Here is a 15,617-nt window from a genome sequence, read left to right as displayed (position 1 = left end):
GAACGATTTGCGGCTTTACGTATCCAACCAGCATGTTCTCTTCCGCCGTCAGAACGGCATACCGATACTCATCCGCCGAGCCAGCAACCGCAATGCGCAGCCGATGGCAAGGGCGCGAGCCTCTTTAAGAAATCATGATGAAAACGTCCACGCCCATCGCGCACGCCCGCCCGGGCAAAGCAGACTCAGGCGATTCAGCCGAATCGGGCGCTGCCTGGAAAAGGAAGCACGCCCGCTTCGAAGCCTTCAGCCTGTCGGCGCTGGTTTTTAGCGCGCTGCTCGCCGTTATCGGGTGCATCACTTTCGGCTTGCAGGCGAACCGCATCCTTGACGGACATGAAGCGCATCGCAAGGCGGCGGAAGCGACGGCCACGGCACTCAAAATCCTGAGCAGTATCCAGCACATGGAAGCCGGTCAGCAAAGCTTCATGCTGACCGGCGACTCCAGCTTCATGGCGCCTTTCCAGCAGGGCGGCCTGGAGCTGGGGAAAACGATTGCGGTTCTTGCCCGCATGGTGCCCGATGACGATGCCGCCGCCCAGGCATTGATCGCCAAGCTGCGCATGTTGCCGCGCTCGCGCGATGTCGCGCCGGCCGGCAGCGCGGCGCCTGTGATGCCGGGCGGTTTGCCTTCAGCCATCAGCACGCAGGAACTGGCGGAAAACTCGGCGCGCCTGCACACCCTTCAAAATATCGTACAGAGTCTCAATGCAGGCTTCCGGCAGCGGCAGCTTGCGCAGGACAAGGCAACCGAGCAGGTCGTACGGGAAGCGAAGTGGCTGTTTGTTTTATGGGTGCTATCCATCGCGTCCGGTTTCTGCCTGGCGTTCTGGTACGGCGCGGAAGGCCGCCGGCTGCTCCGGCGCGAGGCTCAGCGCTTGGCGCGGGACGCCAGCCACGACCAGCTGACCGGTTTGCCGAACCGCCGCTTTCTGGGCGAGTGGAGCAGAGATGCGATGGCCGACAGCCTGCGCCGCCGCGAGCCGCTGGCTGCCCTGTTCATCGATCTCGACGGCTTCTCGAACATCAACAATACCCTCGGTCACGATGCAGGCGACGAAGCTCTGATCTGGGCCAGCCAGGCCATTCAATCACAATTGCGCGGCACGGATTGCCTGGCCCGACTGGGCGGCGATGAATTCGTCATCGTCACCCGCGGCCTCTCGCTGGCGCAGCTGGAAGGGCTCGCGCAACGGCTGCTGAAGACCTTCGCCGCCGGCCGCCCCATAGCGCAGTTGCCGCTCGGCGCACTGGGGCTGAGCATAGGGATTGCGCAGCTTTCTCTCGATGCCGCCAATCCGGACTTCGAACGCTTGCTGGCCGATGCCGATCAGGCCATGTATGAGGCCAAGCGCGCAGGCAAGCGGTGCTATCGGATCGCGGGCCGACTGCTCACTCCCGCACCGCAGCCAATGGCGGCCTGATCACGGCAGCGGCAGCCATTGCCGCTATCCATGGATTTGCATTGCGAGGACGTGGATTGCCGGAGCATTCGCAGCAGGCTGCATCTCCGCTACGGCATCATGTCATTGAACCGTCGCAATCACGGGTTTCCGCGCCAATCCTACGATCAGGGTTGCGGATTGTAGGTCGAGCCGAGAAGCCAGGACACGAACAGCAGGAATACCAGCAGCATTGCAAACAGTGTGGAAACCTTCCGGCTGTCCGCCTGGTTGTCGATGACCGCCGGCCGGCCGTAGCCGAGTCCGATCATGTACGCCATGAACGCGGTCGACAGATAATGCACCGCCCCGAACATCTCGCTGAGTTCTCCCTTGCGCGGATGATCGATCAGAAGATGGGACAGCAGCACCAGCAGAAGGTAGGCGTATGCGGCCGGCAGCGGCGGGAGATAGATTCCCAGCGACTCCACCCAGCTCTTGACGGCGGGCCTGGTGCGCGCGACCAGCGGCAATATGACGTTATGGGTGATGCCGACGACAAAGATCAGCTTGACCAGGATGGTCTTGTGCAGGCTGGCGCCGCCCAGCGCCAGGTTGTGCAAATTGGTTTCGAACTGCTTGTTGTTCTGCTTGAAGAACTCCGGAGAGTCGATGCCCAGCAAGCGCTGGAACCAGCTGATCTCTTCGAGCGCCGCCAGCGCCACGAGCACGGTCAGGCCGATGATGCCTAGCACCTCGAGGCTGATCCTGGGTTGCCGGGACATCTTGTCCATGGCAATGAAACCGAGCAGTCCAGACAGGACGGTGAAGCACAGGAACTGCATCCACTCCACCAGGCCGTCTTCGCCCAGCAGGCGCCACATGCTGGGCGATTCGGCGTCCGACGATGCCAGCGCCAGCGCCGCTGCAAGGACAACGGCGTTGATTGCGATCGCCGTAACGATCACCGGGGTTAAAAACGAAGTGCGACTTCCCACGGGCCAGCTCCCTTTTCGAATAAATAGCGAATTATGCAGACTTTCCGATGTCTTCGGCAGTTTGCGCGTTCACCACGCTTGCATAACCCGCCTGCGGCGAGTCCTGCCCGAGGCGCTCGCGGCGCCGAGCGCCGGCGCGCAGCTTCCCCATCGATATCAGCGACACCAGGGACCAAGTCCACAGCACCGGGTCCAGCAAGGCATCCCACAGGTTGCCGGTAGGCAGACGCAGCACCGTAAAGATGGCGGTCGCAAGCAGAAGCGCCAGTGCCGGGAGGCGCGAATAGCCGAGCGCTGCCGCAGTGGCGCATGCAAGCATCAGGACCAGGGCTGCCACAGGGGCACCGACCGGTCCGAAGCCGACATAGTAAACACCCAGCGCGACCAGTCCGACCGCGTCTAGGTACAGCATGGATCCTGCCAGCGCAATTGGAATGGCAAGCCAGGGCGGCATAACTGCCTGTTCGCGCGCGCCCTTCCAATTCAGGTACAGCCTGCCCAGCGAAAGTCCCACCAGGAGTCCGCTCGGCCACTGCAGGGCCAGGCCCAGCCAGTATGCGAACGAGGCCGCGCCGGGAAGCATTGCCAGCAGCACTGCGCCGATCAGCAGGAATGCGATTGCCGCAGCCGGCATCCGTCTCGCGCGCGGCCACGCCGCCGTCAGCAGTGCGACTAGCAGTGCGGCCAGCACCATGGCCCAGGCGAATCGCCCGTAAAGTATCTGCCATTCCAGTTCCGGCAAACTCATCGCGGTTCCTTTCCATAGGCGATCCGGTACACATGATGTTCGATCGAAGTGCGGCGCGAGGTATAAGTCACGTGCAGTTCATTGCCGACCTGCTGCAGGGTGGGATAGGAAAATTCTTCGCCCGGTTCGCCCCGGGCGACGTCGAACACGGTTTCCCAGGTCCTTGCGTCCTTCGATATCGAAAGACGGAGGATATTGCGTGACGACCCGCCCTCAATGACGTGGTTGTGCAGGAGCAGGTAGCCGCCCTCGCTGAGCCGAAGGGCTGCCACGGAAGTGCTGTGATTGGGAAGGTCGAGCGGCGGCAGGTCTTCCCAGGTGGCTCCGCCATCGCGGCTGACCGCTTGCTGGATCTTGCGTTCGTCGCTGGCATCGCGCATCAATGCATGCGCTTCGGATGCCGACACCGGAACGACGGTCGGCTGCAGCGTCGTCATGCGCTCTCCAATGCGCGCGAGCCATTCCGGTTCGCCATCATCGTCGAAAGACATGATCATCGGGTATTTGATTCCGAGCTCGAAATAGGCCGGCAGCCACCATCCGCCATCGGCCAGTCCGACCGGCGACGTTCTGACCAGCACGCTGGTGTTGAAGAGAGGCGACATCGGCAGCACCCGCACGACTTCAAAGCTTTCCGCATGATCCGATGACACGAGATGCACGATCCTCGATGCCGCCCAGCCGCCCAGCCCGGTCGCTACGACGTACAGGTTGATCTTTCCGTCACGGGCGGTCCAGACCACCGGATTGCCGATCCGGCGCACGCCGAAGCCCAGCGCGGCGCCAAGCGACTCGCGGCTCGCGACCTCGCGCGAAGGGCTCCACTTGCCATCATCCCAATGGGAGCTGTACACCTTGACATCCGGCCCGCTCTCCCGGCTGCCGGCCCACCAGAATGCCAGCATCTCGTCGCCCTTGATCGCGGTTATTGAACTGGCATGCGCCGAAGGAACGCCTTGCGGCATGGGGATATGGGAGGCAGACAGTTTGTCAAGAGAGATGGTGCGATGTTCGGCAACTTCGGTAACGGCCAGCGATCCGTCCTCGTGGGTTGCGGCGGTCCAGCGCCTTGATTCGGCGGCGAAGCCCGCAAGCACCGCCGCCGCGCAAGCCAGGCTCACGAGCATCGACTTCGCTCGCGAGCCAGAGGACGAACGGACAACGCGTGGACGCGGCCGGGCTTCGCTGCGGTCAGCGGCCAGGGCAGCCTCGGACAAGTCGGGCTCGATTGGGTGTTGAGGCTCCCTTTTCGGCAACATGAGTTGCATGGTCCTTTTAATGTTCTGCACGGCGTACGACTCGGCATCGACGCCAATTGCCAGCCAGGTTCATGGATGGATAGATGATAAAGGCCCTGTAGGGAAGCTGGTTCCATTGCGTTGATTGCGATCGGCCAGGGCTCGGGCGACTGGAACATCCCGGCATGGCAAAGCGCCAACATGGACAGCCGCCGCACCTTTCACACCGCTAGCGGGGGCAGCTTATCAACTCGCGCGATTGCTATGACGCCGCTCCGGCCGGAAGATCCGAAGAGACGCGGAAGGAGGATTCTAACAATGCAGGGGAGATGCGTCAAAGCAAGACACCTTTATTGACGTTCTTTCAGGGGAACGCGGGCAGGCTCCAGGCATTCGGCGGAAGCACGCTGCAGTGTGCAAGCAATGCCGGACGCATGCTGCGGCTAGCGGCACTTGCCCGCAACCGAATTATGGTTTGGCCAAGGACGACATGCGCGGAACATGCGCGGATAGAGATGATCGTGCATAAGGGGATGGCGCTGGACCGTTTGCGCCGCCCCGCAAGTGAAAACCGGCCCCGGCACCGGTGCACCGGGGCTTTCCGCTTTAGTGGAGGTTGCGGCCTGTCGCGCCCGCAGAGTCGGCACCGGCACCTGTACCAGTACCTGTAGTGCCACCCGACTGCCCTGCGCCTTGCGTCACCTTGGCTGCCAGTTCTTCCTTGGCACGCTGCGCTTCCTGCTTGGTAAGCTCGGCAAATCGCTGCGCCGATTCCTTCACCGTCTGCATCTGCGTCGAAGCGATTTCCTTGGCCTTGCCCATCAGGTTGTCGCGCACGCCGCCGAGCAGTTCATTCTCGCGGCGGGTAACCGCCAGCATTGCTCCGAGTCCTGCGCCCACCGCAATGCCCAGGGCACCGATCAACAACGGCTGCTCATCTTTCATCGTATCGACACGATGCTTGGCACGGTAGTACTGGGTTTTCGTCTGGTATCCGACGTCATTCAGACGCGCCTTTGCGCCCTCCGTCGTGGATTGCAGCCTGGTGCGCGCAGAATCGCTGGCTTGCTTCATCCGATCCGTCATGCGGTTGAGCGTGCCCGTGGATGTTTTTCCCGAAGCGGCCGAGAAGCCATCCCCATACACGGCATCCGGCGAGTAAGCGGTATCGAGGCCGAAGTCCCGGTCCGCATCGATGGGTGCATCCGCGCCGTATCCGAGATTGGAAGCATCCGACTTGTAGGTCGTGGTGCCTCGCCTCGAGCCTGACGCCGGCGACGCCTGGAGGAACCGCTGGAGCAGGAATCCTGCAACTACCGTGCTTGCAAGAAAGGCTCCCTTCGAACTCCGCAGCTGGCTTGCCGCGCTTTGCAGCATGGTGCCCGACGAGGCATTCGACTCGGGATAGCTGCGCAGGGAATCATAACTTTCCGACTCTGCGGTTTCATACGGCATGGATTGCCGCTGGCGCGCACCCTGTGTCGAGGCGCGGGTGCTGCGCGAGGCGCCGCCGATCCGGTCGGTATCGCTGCCTTCATACAGGCTGGTGGCATCCATACCGGCACTTCCCGCCGCACCGATGCTGTCGCCCGGCGTGCTTGATGCGATCGAAGGTTGCGAGGATGCATCAATCAAATGCTCGCCAGGGCCTGGCGCTACGCCGCTCGAGATCGGAGTGGTCGTCACTTTGTCTTGATCTGTCTGATTCTGATCTTTCATTTCTCGCTCCTGGTTAATATAGGGGCCAGCCTCCATGCATCGCGACAACAAATCCGTAAAGCAATGAAGCCGGCTCGCCGTAGACCAAGGTCTTGCTCATGGGACAAGCACTCGGTCATACATCTGAAATAAGAAATGCGAGCTTCGAATTAGTTCTATGACAATCCGCATCTCTCGCTGCTTCACCTCGATTGCCGCAAAAAGTGCAGTGATGCAGAAACAGTGCATCGCATATAATTTTCATTGTTCGCCATGCAAATCCGATTCAATAAAACATTGGGCGCATGGCCAATGAACACTGCGCAGAGCCCAATAATGCATGCCAGAAATTTCCAACTCCCACGCGCCGAGACAATGAATATGCCGACCCACAACGACGTCCTCAAGCGCAACAACGTCAAGATAAGTGGCAAAGGCCGCCAGACAATGATTTTCGCGCATGGGTTCGGATGCGACCACAACATGTGGCGGCATGTGGCGCCCGCCTTCGAAGACGATTACAGAATCGTTTTGTTCGATAACGTCGGTGCGGGCGGATCAGATCTCTCCGCATTCGATTCGAAAAAATACGGCACCCTCCACGGCTATGCCCAGGACGTGATTGACATCCTGCATGCCGTTGGCGCGCAGAACTGCATTTTCGTCGGACACTCGGTAAGCGCGATGGTCGGCATCCTTGCCGCCATCCGCGAGCCGGCACTGTTCGACCACCTGATCCTTGTGGGTCCGTCGCCCAGCTACATCAATGACGGCGATTACATCGGCGGATTCGAACAGCAGGACATCGAGCAGATGCTTGAGTTTCTCGACACGAACTACCTGGGATGGTCGAGCACCATGGCGCCGGCAATCATGGGCAACGTCGACCAGCCCGCGCTTGCCGGCGAACTTGAAAACAGTTTCTGCCGCACCGATCCTGCCATCGCCGGCCATTTCGCCCGGACCACCTTCATGTCCGACCATCGCGCGGATCTGGCCAGTCTGAAGACGCCCGCATTGATACTTCAATGTTCGGACGACGTCATTGCGCCGGATGCCGTGGGACGCTACATGCATGCACGCATGCCGGGCAGCGCATTCGTGCAGATGAAGGCAACCGGACATTGTCCGAATCTCAGCGCCCCGAAAGAGACGATTGACGAAATGCGGAAATATCTCCGCGCGGAACTGGCGCCATGAGCCATGCTCAGGAGCAGGCCATGTCGCGCCGGCTGGAAGAAGACATGGAGGAGCTGTATGAGAATGCGCCCTGCGGCTATCTCTCCACCCTTCCGGATGGCACGATCATCAGAGTCAATGCGACATTTCTGAAATGGACCGGCTACGGCAGGACCGATCTGCTTGAGCGGAAGCGTTTCCAGGAACTCCTGCCGGTCACCGGCAGGATCTTCCATGACACCCACTTCGGCCCGCTCCTGCTGATGCAGGGCTTTGTCAGGGAACTTGCATTCGACATCATGGCGGCGGACGGCACGCGCATGCCGATTCTCATGAACTCGGTGCTGAAGCGGGACGAAGCGGGCGAACCCCTGGTGATTCGCACCACCCTGCTTGATGCCAGGGGCAGGCGCGCCTACGAGGAGGAACTGCGACGCGCGAAGCAAAAGGCGGAAAAGGCGGAGACCGCGGTTCGGCAACTCGCCGACGAACTGGAACAGCGCGTGGAGCAGCGCACGCAGGAACGTGACAGGGTCTGGAAAATGTCGCGCGACATCCTGGCCATTGCGACGCTTGACGGCCGCTTCCTGAACTGTAATCCCGCGTTCACCACGATACTGGGCTGGACCGAAGACGAGACGGCAAGTCTTTCGGCTGCAGACCTTGTGCATCCCGATCATCGTGAGCAGCTCGCAAACATGTTGGCCATCCTGGGCAGGGGAAACCCGGTGGACCGCTTCGATGTGCCCATGCGCCACAAGGATACGAGCTATCGCTGGCTGTCGATGGCGGTCATGCCGCATGACGATGCCATTTATATCGTCGGGCGCGACGCGACCAGGGAGCGCGAGCAGGCGGAGACCTTGCGCAAGACCGAGGAGGCCTTGCTCCAGGCGCAGAAGATGGAGGCCATCGGCAAGCTCACCGGGGGCGTCGCCCATGATTTCAACAATATCCTGCAGGTCATTGCCGGCAACCTGGAGCTGCTGAAGTTGGAATTCGCGGGGAATGCTCAGGCTGGAAACCGCCTGCAGCAGGCAAGGTTCGCCGTCGAGCGCGGCGCGAAGCTTGCATCCCAGCTGCTATCATTCGCCAGCCGCCAGCCATTGCAGCCGGTCCCCACCCATCTCGGCCGCATCCTGCGCGAGATCGATGATCTCCTGCGCCGCGCGCTGGGAGAATCGGTGGAAATCGAAACCATCGTCAGCGGCGGACTCTGGACCGCGTCGGTGGACCGCAACCAGCTTGAAAACGTGATTCTCAATCTCGCCATCAATGCCCGGGATGCGATGCGCGGCGCGGGGCGGCTCACCATCGAAATCGGCAATGCCTCGCTCGACGAGCACTATGCACGTACGCATGCCGACGCAACGCCCGGCCAGTACGTCGTGCTGTCCATGTCGGACACGGGAAGCGGCATGTCGCCCGAGCTGATAGAACACATCTTCGAACCCTTCTTCACGACCAAGCCCGAGGGCGAAGGCACCGGCCTCGGGCTGAGCATGGTGTACGGCTTCGTGAAGCAGAGCGGCGGCCACATCAGGGTCGACAGCGCCCCAGGATGCGGCACCACCTTCAGGCTCTATCTGCCGCGCGTGCATCAGATGGAAGCCGGGATCATCGATGCGCGCAGGGAACCGGTGGCTGGAGGGAAGGAAACGATTCTCGTCGTGGAGGACGACCCCGCGGTGCAGGCAACGACGGTCGACATGCTGGCGGGCCTGGGTTACAAGGTATTGCGCGCCATGGACGCGCAGAGCGCGCTGAGCATCCTGCAGAGCGGCGTTTCGGTGGACCTGCTGTTTACCGACGTGGTGATGCCCGGCCCGCTGCGAAGTCCTGAGCTCGCGCGGCAAGCGGGGTTGATCATGCCCGGCATCGCGGTGCTGTTCACCTCCGGCTATACCCGCAATATCATTGTCCACGACGGCAGGCTCGATCCGGGCGTCGAGCTGATCAGCAAGCCCTATCAGCGTGACGATCTCGCCCGCAAGATTCGCCATGTGCTCGACAGCAGGGACCGGGCCGGCGGCCGCGATTCGGCGGCCGTTACGACATCGGCCCTTGCGGTAACGCCGTATGAAACACCATATGCAACCCAATCGACACCGATATCCGCACCAATATCTGCAACCTCTCCCGCGGCGCAATCACTGCGCATCCTCGCGGTGGAAGACAACGGCGATTCGCTCGAAATGCTCTGCCAGCTTCTGCTTGCGCTCGGCCATGCTGCCCGGGGCGTAGCCAATGCCGATGACGCAATCGCCGCCCTTGCACAAGAGCGCTTCGACGTCCTGCTGACCGACGTTGGCCTGCCCGGGAAGTCAGGCCTGGAACTTGCGCGGGAGGCCCTGGCAATCCATCCATCGCTGCGCATCATTTTCTGTTCGGGCCATGGCGTCATCAAGGAAGAAGGGATATCCGCCCTGTCTTTGCCCAAGCCCTACAGCCTGGAAAGGATGATGGACATTCTTTCCAGGGTCCGCAGCGAACCCGCATAGGAGCGAACCGGAAGCAGCATGCAGCGCCGGCGGACCAAGCAAGCGGGTGGCTTTCAACCATCGTTGCGGGAAGACGGCGTCATTCCTGCACCTTGAATCCGGTAGCCTTCACCACCTTTTCCCAGCGCGGCAAGTCTTCCCGCAGCAGGCGGTCGAAGTCCTGTCGGCTGGAACCCGCAACCCGGAATCCGGCGCCCTGCAGCTTTTCCTTTACCTCCGGCGCCTGCATGGCCTTCACCACTTCGCTGTTGAGCTTGTCGAGGATGTCGCTCGGCGTCTTCGCGGGCGCATACACGCCGAACCATGCGCCGAATTCCACCGCGGGATAACCCTGCTCCTTCGCGGTCGCCACATCCGGCAGCATGGTCGAGCGCGCCGGGCCCGACGTGGCCAGGGCGCGCAGCTTGCCTCCCTTTACATGCGAGGACACCAGCGCCAGCGTGCCGAACAGGCCCTGGGTGTCGCCGGCAATCACGCCGCTCATCGCATCGCCGGTGCTCTTGTAATGCACGGCTTCCATCTTCAGCTGGGTGGCGTCGGCCAGCATGGCAATCCCGAAATGGCCAGGCGTGCCCGCGCCGAAGGTACCCATGAACAGATTCTTCTGCGACTTGCCCCATTCGACGTATTCCTTGAGATTCTTCGCGGGAATCGATGCCGGCACGACGAAGGCGAAGTCCGACGTCACCACATGGCTGATGGGCGCGAAATCCTTGACGGGATCGAAGCCGAGCTTGGTATAGGTGCTGGGCGATATCGCCATCTCGCCGACCGTGCCGAGGAACAGCGTGTAGCCGTCCGGTGCCGCCTTGGCCGCCTCGCGCGCCGCGATCAGGCCTGCGGCGCCGGTCTTGTTGTCCACCACGAAGCCCTGGCCGGTCGATTCCTGCAGCTTCTGCGCGACGATGCGAGCCACCAGGTCAGGGCCCGTGCCGCTGGGGAAGCCGACCACCAGGCGCACCGGCCGGGTCGGATAGGACTGCGCCAGCGCATCGCCCATGTGGGCGACGCCGGCCGCCAGCAGCAATGCCGTGGCGGCGAGTCGGATCAGGCCCTTACGGGCCGGTGTCGTGGCGGATGTGCGATGCATGATGGTCTCCTTGTTTGAATACATGTTGTGAGGGTGATGCATGAGATGTGAGGCGATGGTGGCTCTGCCTTGCATGAAGGCCTTAAAGCACCAGGTGCACATCGATGATCGCGGCCCCGGCGGTACGCGCGCCCATGCCGATGGCGATCAGGGAATTGAGATGGCGCCAGCGCGCCGCGCCGGTCTGGAACCGGATCGCCGTGCGGAAATAGTATTCGCCCGGCCCGACCGGCTCTCCGGCGGCAAGGCGCTGCATGACCTCGGGCGGACCATGGCGAAAGCCATCGCTATGTATCTCGACCAAAGCGCCGTCGCCATCCCTGATCACGTAATGCGCGGCGATATCGAGCGTGCCGTCGGCGCGTTGCAATTGCCAGTCCACGCCGCCGGCAACAACCTGCCCGCTGAAGTCCTCGCCGCTCACGGTGCCGCCGATGATGGGCACGTATCGCCGCTCGCCGCAGGCCGTTTCGCCAAGCGAGACGACGGGGTCGACCCTGGCGGTGATGCGGCACAGGAAGCGGGTGGATGGACTTTGCACTGCGATGTTGCTCATGTCGGTTCGGCTTTCTTTAAGATCGGTGTGATTCATGCGCCGGCGCCGCGGATGAAAAAGTTTCCGCGGCGCCGGCGCGTTTTCATGCAGCCTGTCTCACTCGCAGACAAAGTTCGAGGCATCCTCGACATTGCCGGTTCCCTTGTAGCGCGCGGACTGCGGATACGGGCAGAGCGGACGGCTGCGGCCGGGGAAGGCGGCGGTGCCGCGCGCGGCAACGCTGGCTGGCGCCACCCCCTTCTCCACCCAGTTCACGATGGCGGCAAGGCCATCATACGCGTCGGTGGCCGGACCGCCGGCGCAGTGCGTCATGCCTGGCACCAGGAACAGGCGGGCAAATGCCTGCGCCTTGTCAATGCCGCCGGCCGTTGCCGCGACGCGCTGGAAATAATCGACAGTGTCGTTGGACGAGAAGATCGGGTCGCTCACGCCGTGGAAGAACAGCATCTTTCCGCCGCGGCTGGTGTAAGGCGTCAGGTCGGTCGTGCGGTAACTGTCGTAGATGGCGGAATAGGCTGCCAGGCGCTGCGGGTCCTTTTCGAAATCGAAATTCAGAATATTGAAGCTGGCATCATAGGGCGTCAGGAATTCATAGGCCATGGCATTCTGGATCAGCGTGATGAACCGCGAGTTCGGCACGGCGCTGGTCGATGTCCCTAGCTTCCAGTTGCGCCAGTCGGCGGCACGGATGCCGGCATCCCATGGCCAGGAGCTGTAAAGCGCGGTGCCGGCGGCGTTGCGCGGTCCGGAGAAGGCTTTCTTTAGCGCGGCAACCTGTTCGCCCGACAGGCAGCTGTCGTTCTTCGCGCCGGTGCACTGCAGCACCGCCGGATCGAACTGGCAGGAAGCCGGATTCTGCACCATGCCGTCGCTTACCCCGTCCCTGGCGTCGCAGGCCGCCAGCACGCCGTTCGAGACGAGCGACAGGTCGCTGTCGCTGAAGGCCCGCGAGAGGATAGGATTGCCGGCTGCATCGCGCGGGGCGACTGCATGGTAGGTTTGCGACTCCCATGCCGCGGAGATCGAGGCGCCGCTCGCCACCCGCATGGCCGGCGCGCTGGCGACGATGCCGTCGAAGTACGAAGGAAAGCGCTGCGAGAACATCATGCCTTGCCGTCCGCCGCCGGAACAGCCCATGAAATAGGAATGATCGGGCGTGCGGCCGTAGTAAACATTGATCATTTGCTTGGCGATCTGGGCCGTGCGGTCGTAGGCGTTGTACGCATGGTCGATGCGGCCGCGCTCGTCCTTGCCGTAGACCGAGGCATCGGTGCCCTGGTGGCCGCCATCGGTGCTGACGACCGCGAACCCGCGCGCCAGCGCAAAGGCGTTCGTGCCTTCCAGCGCGGCCAGCGCGCCGGTGTTGGTGCCGAGCGCCGGATTGATCACGCCGTCATTCCCGCCGCCGCCCTGAAACAGGAACTGGCCGCTCCAGTTCTTCGGCAGGCGCAGCTCGAAACCGATATGGCGGTCTATGCCGTCGGAGCCCTTGTAGGCATCGGCGGCTCCCGTCACCACGCAGTGCGCGGGCAGGAAGGCACCGCTGCCGACATTGGCAGGGCGGGCACTGTCGGCAGCGACCTCCCTCACGCTCCGGATGGTAACGTTCGGCAACTGGACCTTTTCCATGCCCGCGCAGCCAGTGCTGCCCAGAAGCGCGCTCGCCGTCGCGGGCGCGGCGTCGTTGTCATTGCCGCCGCATGCCGCGCAAAGGATGCCAAGGCTTCCCAGCACGGCGAGCGTCATTGGTTTCGGCAGAAATCGCATTCCCATCGTCGTCTCCTTGTCGTTCTTTTAAATTTGATCGCAAGCGGGGCGGCCGGCCTGTCCGGATGCTGCGGACGGGTCAGGGCTTCCCGGATGAAGCCGGGACTTGTGCCGGGACGCGAATTTCATTACTGTCTCCATATTGTTCGAGTCCGAATTGCAACCCGTTCCACAACACAGGCCGGCCGCAACCGTGTCTTTCGTATTCTTGGCATTGTTATCAAGATGATAGAAGAGCAACCGGCAAACGCATGTCCTCCCAAAGGAGGACAGATTGAAATGACAGGCACAACATGAACGTCTGGACCGTGGCCGAGGGCAGCTCGCCTTCCGATATCGCGCTGTACTCGCTGTCGAAAATCGTTGCGCATATCGGTACGCAGGATTTCACCAGCGGCGTGCTGCGGGAAATCAACCGCGGCCTCGCCGCCGGCTCCTGGAGCGTGTACCGGACTTCCGGACGGCGCCTCCCGGTCTGCTATCTGTCGAACAGTTACAAGCGGCGCGATACCACGGGACGCTGCTTTCTTGCCTATCGTGAAGGCCTCTACCGGGAAGACCGCACCTTCGATGCGCTCGAAGGCAGCAAGGGCCAGGACATCCGCATCCTTCACATCACCGCCGGGGAAGTGCGCAATCCGGAGCACCGGCGCGTGATTTATGAACATCACCGGCTGCGGGAACGCCTCTCGGCGGCGCGGCTGGCGGGCGATGGTTCCATCCTGTCGGTCAACCTCTACCGGCATGACGACCAGCCCGCCTACCGCGAATGCGACCTGCAGCTCTTCGAGCATCTCTCTCGAGGCTTGTTCGCGTCGGTCGAGCGGCAGATCGCGCTGCAGCCCGGAATGGAACAGGACGGCGCCGGTGCGCAGTCAAGCATCGCCGACCTGCCGCAGGATGCGCACAGGGAGGCGCTGCGCCATCTCGCGCCTGACATGCCGGCCCGGGAAATGGAGGTATCGCTGCGGCTGCTCAGGGGCATGAGCCATGACGGCATCGCCTGCGACCTCGGCATCGGCGCCACCACCGTCAAGACTTACCGCAACCGGGCGTTCGCCCGGCTGGGCATCCATCACAACAATGAACTGTTTGCACTTGTCCTCCAGCATCGCGATGCCCTGCTCCGCCGCTGAATCATGCCCATCAACTACGCCCGGCGCCTGACCGGCCGCGAGCGCAGCGCCGAGGCGAACCGCCATCTCGGCTACACGCTTGCCTTCATTGCGGGCGCAACCAATGCCGGCGGATTCCTGGCGGTGCACCAGTACACCTCGCACATGACGGGGATTGTTTCATCGGCGGCCGACAGCCTGGCGCTGAATGACTATGTGCCGGTCCTGGCGGCGTTCGGAGCGCTGCTCTCCTTCGTCGCGGGCGCGGCGGCGACCTCGATCATGGTCAATCTCGCTCGGCGTCACCGAATGGCCGGCGAATACGCGCTGCCCCTGCTGCTGGAAGCGATCCTGCTGCTTTGCTTCGGCATACTCGGCGCCCGGCTTTCCGGCATCCACGGCTTATTCGTTCCCTTCACCGTGATGCTGCTCTGCTTCATCATGGGCTTGCAGAACGCGGTCATGACCAAGCTGTCGCGTTCCGAGATCAGGACCACGCACCTGACCGGCACGGTCACCGATATCGGCATTGAACTCGGCAAGCTCTTCTACTGGAACATCGATGCGGCGCAAGACAAAACTCCGGTCGTCGCCAACCGCTCACGGCTGCGCCATCTGGTTCTGCTGGCGGCATGCTTCTTTATCGGCGGAGTGGCGGGCGCGGTGGGCTTCAAGCAGATAGGCTACCTGTCGACGGTGCCCCTGGCGCTGCTCCTGTGCGCGCTGGCCATCGTGCCTGCCGTGGATGACGTGCTGATGTTCATGCGCAGCAGGCGCGGAATCAGGTAGATATGGAGAAACTCAAGGAATTGAAGGGCATGAACGACTTGAAGGAACTGGAAGAATAGGCAGGAAATCCGCTCCCGCCCATCTTCCTTCTTGCCGCAACTTCAATGGAGCAGGTTGGTGCCGGCTTCCGGCTGCTGCCCGGCCGACGGTTGCAGCGGCCGATAGGCATGCTCGGCGGCGGCGGTATCGTTGAACTGCTGGAACCGCGCGATCTTGCCGTCGCGGATGGTAAAGATGTGCACCCAGGGATTGCTGTAGCTGCGGGCCGTCGCTCGCACCATCCATTCCGACTCTCCGCTGACGACGACCTTGTCGCCTTCGGCCACCATTTCCAGCGGTTCGAAGCGCACCGCTTCCTGGGCTTGCGCCAGCATGTCGAAATACCGCATCACATCCTGCTTGCCACGGTAGATGCCCGAGAACGGCAGGTATTCGCTTTCCACGCCGATCCATTCAATGTCATCGGCAAGGCTTTCCATCAAGCCATCGATATCCCGTGCCTGGAACCTCTGATAGCCCTGCATCACGAGTTGCTTGTTTTCCTGAATAGTCATGA

The 15,617-nt window shown here is 62.3% G+C and carries 12 protein-coding genes and 1 pseudogene; 5 read left to right on the top strand and 8 right to left on the bottom strand.

The features are described from left to right. The first annotated feature begins 134 nt into the window (after positions 1 to 134). Entirely contained in the window at positions 135 to 1,424 is a 1,290-nt protein-coding gene (locus tag RY831_RS28720; protein WP_326509763.1) for a GGDEF domain-containing protein, read from the top strand. A gap of 146 nt (positions 1,425 to 1,570) precedes the next feature. On the opposite strand, the gene RY831_RS28715 is transcribed toward RY831_RS28720, so the two are convergent. The 4 genes from RY831_RS28715 to RY831_RS28700 all read right to left on the bottom strand — a co-directional run bounded on the left by RY831_RS28715 (position 1,571) and on the right by RY831_RS28700 (position 6,085). After that, positions 1,571 to 2,380, bottom strand: a complete 810-nt coding sequence (locus RY831_RS28715; RefSeq protein ID WP_326509762.1) for a hypothetical protein — start codon at positions 2,378 to 2,380, stop codon at positions 1,571 to 1,573. A 31-nt stretch (positions 2,381 to 2,411) separates the two neighbouring features. Further along, positions 2,412 to 3,128 carry a hypothetical protein gene (locus RY831_RS28710; protein ID WP_326509761.1) on the bottom strand — a complete coding sequence of 239 codons (717 nt, stop codon included), beginning with the start codon at positions 3,126 to 3,128 and terminating at the stop codon, positions 2,412 to 2,414. Next, positions 3,125 to 4,345, bottom strand: a complete 1,221-nt coding sequence (locus tag RY831_RS28705) for a sialidase family protein (protein ID WP_326509760.1) — start codon at positions 4,343 to 4,345, stop codon at positions 3,125 to 3,127. The genes RY831_RS28710 and RY831_RS28705 overlap by 4 nt, the downstream gene beginning before the upstream one ends. Positions 4,346 to 4,972: 627 nt before the next feature. Continuing rightward, the gene (locus RY831_RS28700; RefSeq protein ID WP_326509759.1) at positions 4,973 to 6,085 is read right to left on the bottom strand and encodes a hypothetical protein; all 1,113 of its coding nucleotides are present in this window, start codon (positions 6,083 to 6,085) and stop codon (positions 4,973 to 4,975) included. A gap of 354 nt (positions 6,086 to 6,439) precedes the next feature. Here RY831_RS28700 and RY831_RS28695 point away from each other — a divergent pair, with 354 nt between their 5' ends. Then, positions 6,440 to 7,264, top strand: coding sequence for an alpha/beta fold hydrolase (locus tag RY831_RS28695; protein ID WP_326509758.1), 825 nt, complete (start codon positions 6,440 to 6,442; stop codon positions 7,262 to 7,264). Beyond that, entirely contained in the window at positions 7,261 to 9,744 is a 2,484-nt protein-coding gene (locus tag RY831_RS28690; protein ID WP_326509757.1) for a hybrid sensor histidine kinase/response regulator, read from the top strand. The genes RY831_RS28695 and RY831_RS28690 overlap by 4 nt, the downstream gene beginning before the upstream one ends. Positions 9,745 to 9,823: 79 nt before the next feature. On the opposite strand, the gene RY831_RS28685 is transcribed toward RY831_RS28690, so the two are convergent. From RY831_RS28685 to RY831_RS28675, 3 genes are all read right to left on the bottom strand, one after another. Further along, on the bottom strand, positions 9,824 to 10,834 hold the full coding sequence (locus tag RY831_RS28685; protein ID WP_326509756.1) for a Bug family tripartite tricarboxylate transporter substrate binding protein: 1,011 nt from the start codon (positions 10,832 to 10,834) through the stop codon (positions 9,824 to 9,826). An 82-nt stretch (positions 10,835 to 10,916) separates the two neighbouring features. After that, a complete protein-coding gene (locus RY831_RS28680) occupies positions 10,917 to 11,390 on the bottom strand; it encodes a DUF3237 domain-containing protein (RefSeq protein WP_326509755.1) in 474 nt (157 codons plus the stop codon). Positions 11,391 to 11,486: 96 nt separating this feature from the next. Further along, a complete protein-coding gene (locus tag RY831_RS28675) occupies positions 11,487 to 13,163 on the bottom strand; it encodes a tannase/feruloyl esterase family alpha/beta hydrolase (RefSeq protein ID WP_326509754.1) in 1,677 nt (558 codons plus the stop codon). Between the two features lie 287 nt (positions 13,164 to 13,450). Here RY831_RS28675 and RY831_RS28670 point away from each other — a divergent pair, with 287 nt between their 5' ends. Both RY831_RS28670 and RY831_RS28665 read left to right on the top strand, forming a co-directional pair. Then, on the top strand, positions 13,451 to 14,293 hold the full coding sequence (locus RY831_RS28670) for a helix-turn-helix transcriptional regulator (protein WP_326509753.1): 843 nt from the start codon (positions 13,451 to 13,453) through the stop codon (positions 14,291 to 14,293). Between the two features lie 3 nt (positions 14,294 to 14,296). Next, positions 14,297 to 15,037, top strand: a pseudogene (locus RY831_RS28665) (YoaK family protein); the annotation flags it as partial. A 125-nt stretch (positions 15,038 to 15,162) separates the two neighbouring features. Here the strand turns inward: RY831_RS28665 and RY831_RS28660 are convergent. After that, positions 15,163 to 15,615, bottom strand: coding sequence for a nuclear transport factor 2 family protein (locus RY831_RS28660; protein WP_326509752.1), 453 nt, complete (start codon positions 15,613 to 15,615; stop codon positions 15,163 to 15,165). Positions 15,616 to 15,617 lie beyond the last annotated feature (2 nt).

It is taken from the genome of Noviherbaspirillum album, from assembly GCF_035916955.1.
GTDB classification, from domain to species: domain Bacteria; phylum Pseudomonadota; class Gammaproteobacteria; order Burkholderiales; family Burkholderiaceae_D; genus Noviherbaspirillum; species Noviherbaspirillum album.
Note: the sequence above shows the minus strand (reverse complement) of the source record. Positions and strands in the feature narration are given on the sequence as shown.

What these genes read in the sequence shown, in the direction of transcription:
- RY831_RS28700 (WP_326509759.1), bottom strand. Translation starts at nt 6,085, where the DNA reads ATGAAAGATCAGAATCAGACAGATCAAGACAAAGTGACGACCACTCCG.
- RY831_RS28670 (WP_326509753.1), top strand. Translation starts at nt 13,451, where the DNA reads ATGAACGTCTGGACCGTGGCCGAGGGCAGCTCGCCTTCCGATATCGCG.
- RY831_RS28685 (WP_326509756.1), bottom strand. Translation starts at nt 10,834, where the DNA reads ATGCATCGCACATCCGCCACGACACCGGCCCGTAAGGGCCTGATCCGA.
- RY831_RS28695 (WP_326509758.1), top strand. Translation starts at nt 6,440, where the DNA reads ATGAATATGCCGACCCACAACGACGTCCTCAAGCGCAACAACGTCAAG.
- RY831_RS28720 (WP_326509763.1), top strand. Translation starts at nt 135, where the DNA reads ATGATGAAAACGTCCACGCCCATCGCGCACGCCCGCCCGGGCAAAGCA.
- RY831_RS28660 (WP_326509752.1), bottom strand. Translation starts at nt 15,615, where the DNA reads ATGACTATTCAGGAAAACAAGCAACTCGTGATGCAGGGCTATCAGAGG.
- RY831_RS28690 (WP_326509757.1), top strand. Translation starts at nt 7,261, where the DNA reads ATGAGCCATGCTCAGGAGCAGGCCATGTCGCGCCGGCTGGAAGAAGAC.
- RY831_RS28675 (WP_326509754.1), bottom strand. Translation starts at nt 13,163, where the DNA reads ATGGGAATGCGATTTCTGCCGAAACCAATGACGCTCGCCGTGCTGGGA.
- RY831_RS28680 (WP_326509755.1), bottom strand. Translation starts at nt 11,390, where the DNA reads ATGAGCAACATCGCAGTGCAAAGTCCATCCACCCGCTTCCTGTGCCGC.
- RY831_RS28710 (WP_326509761.1), bottom strand. Translation starts at nt 3,128, where the DNA reads ATGAGTTTGCCGGAACTGGAATGGCAGATACTTTACGGGCGATTCGCC.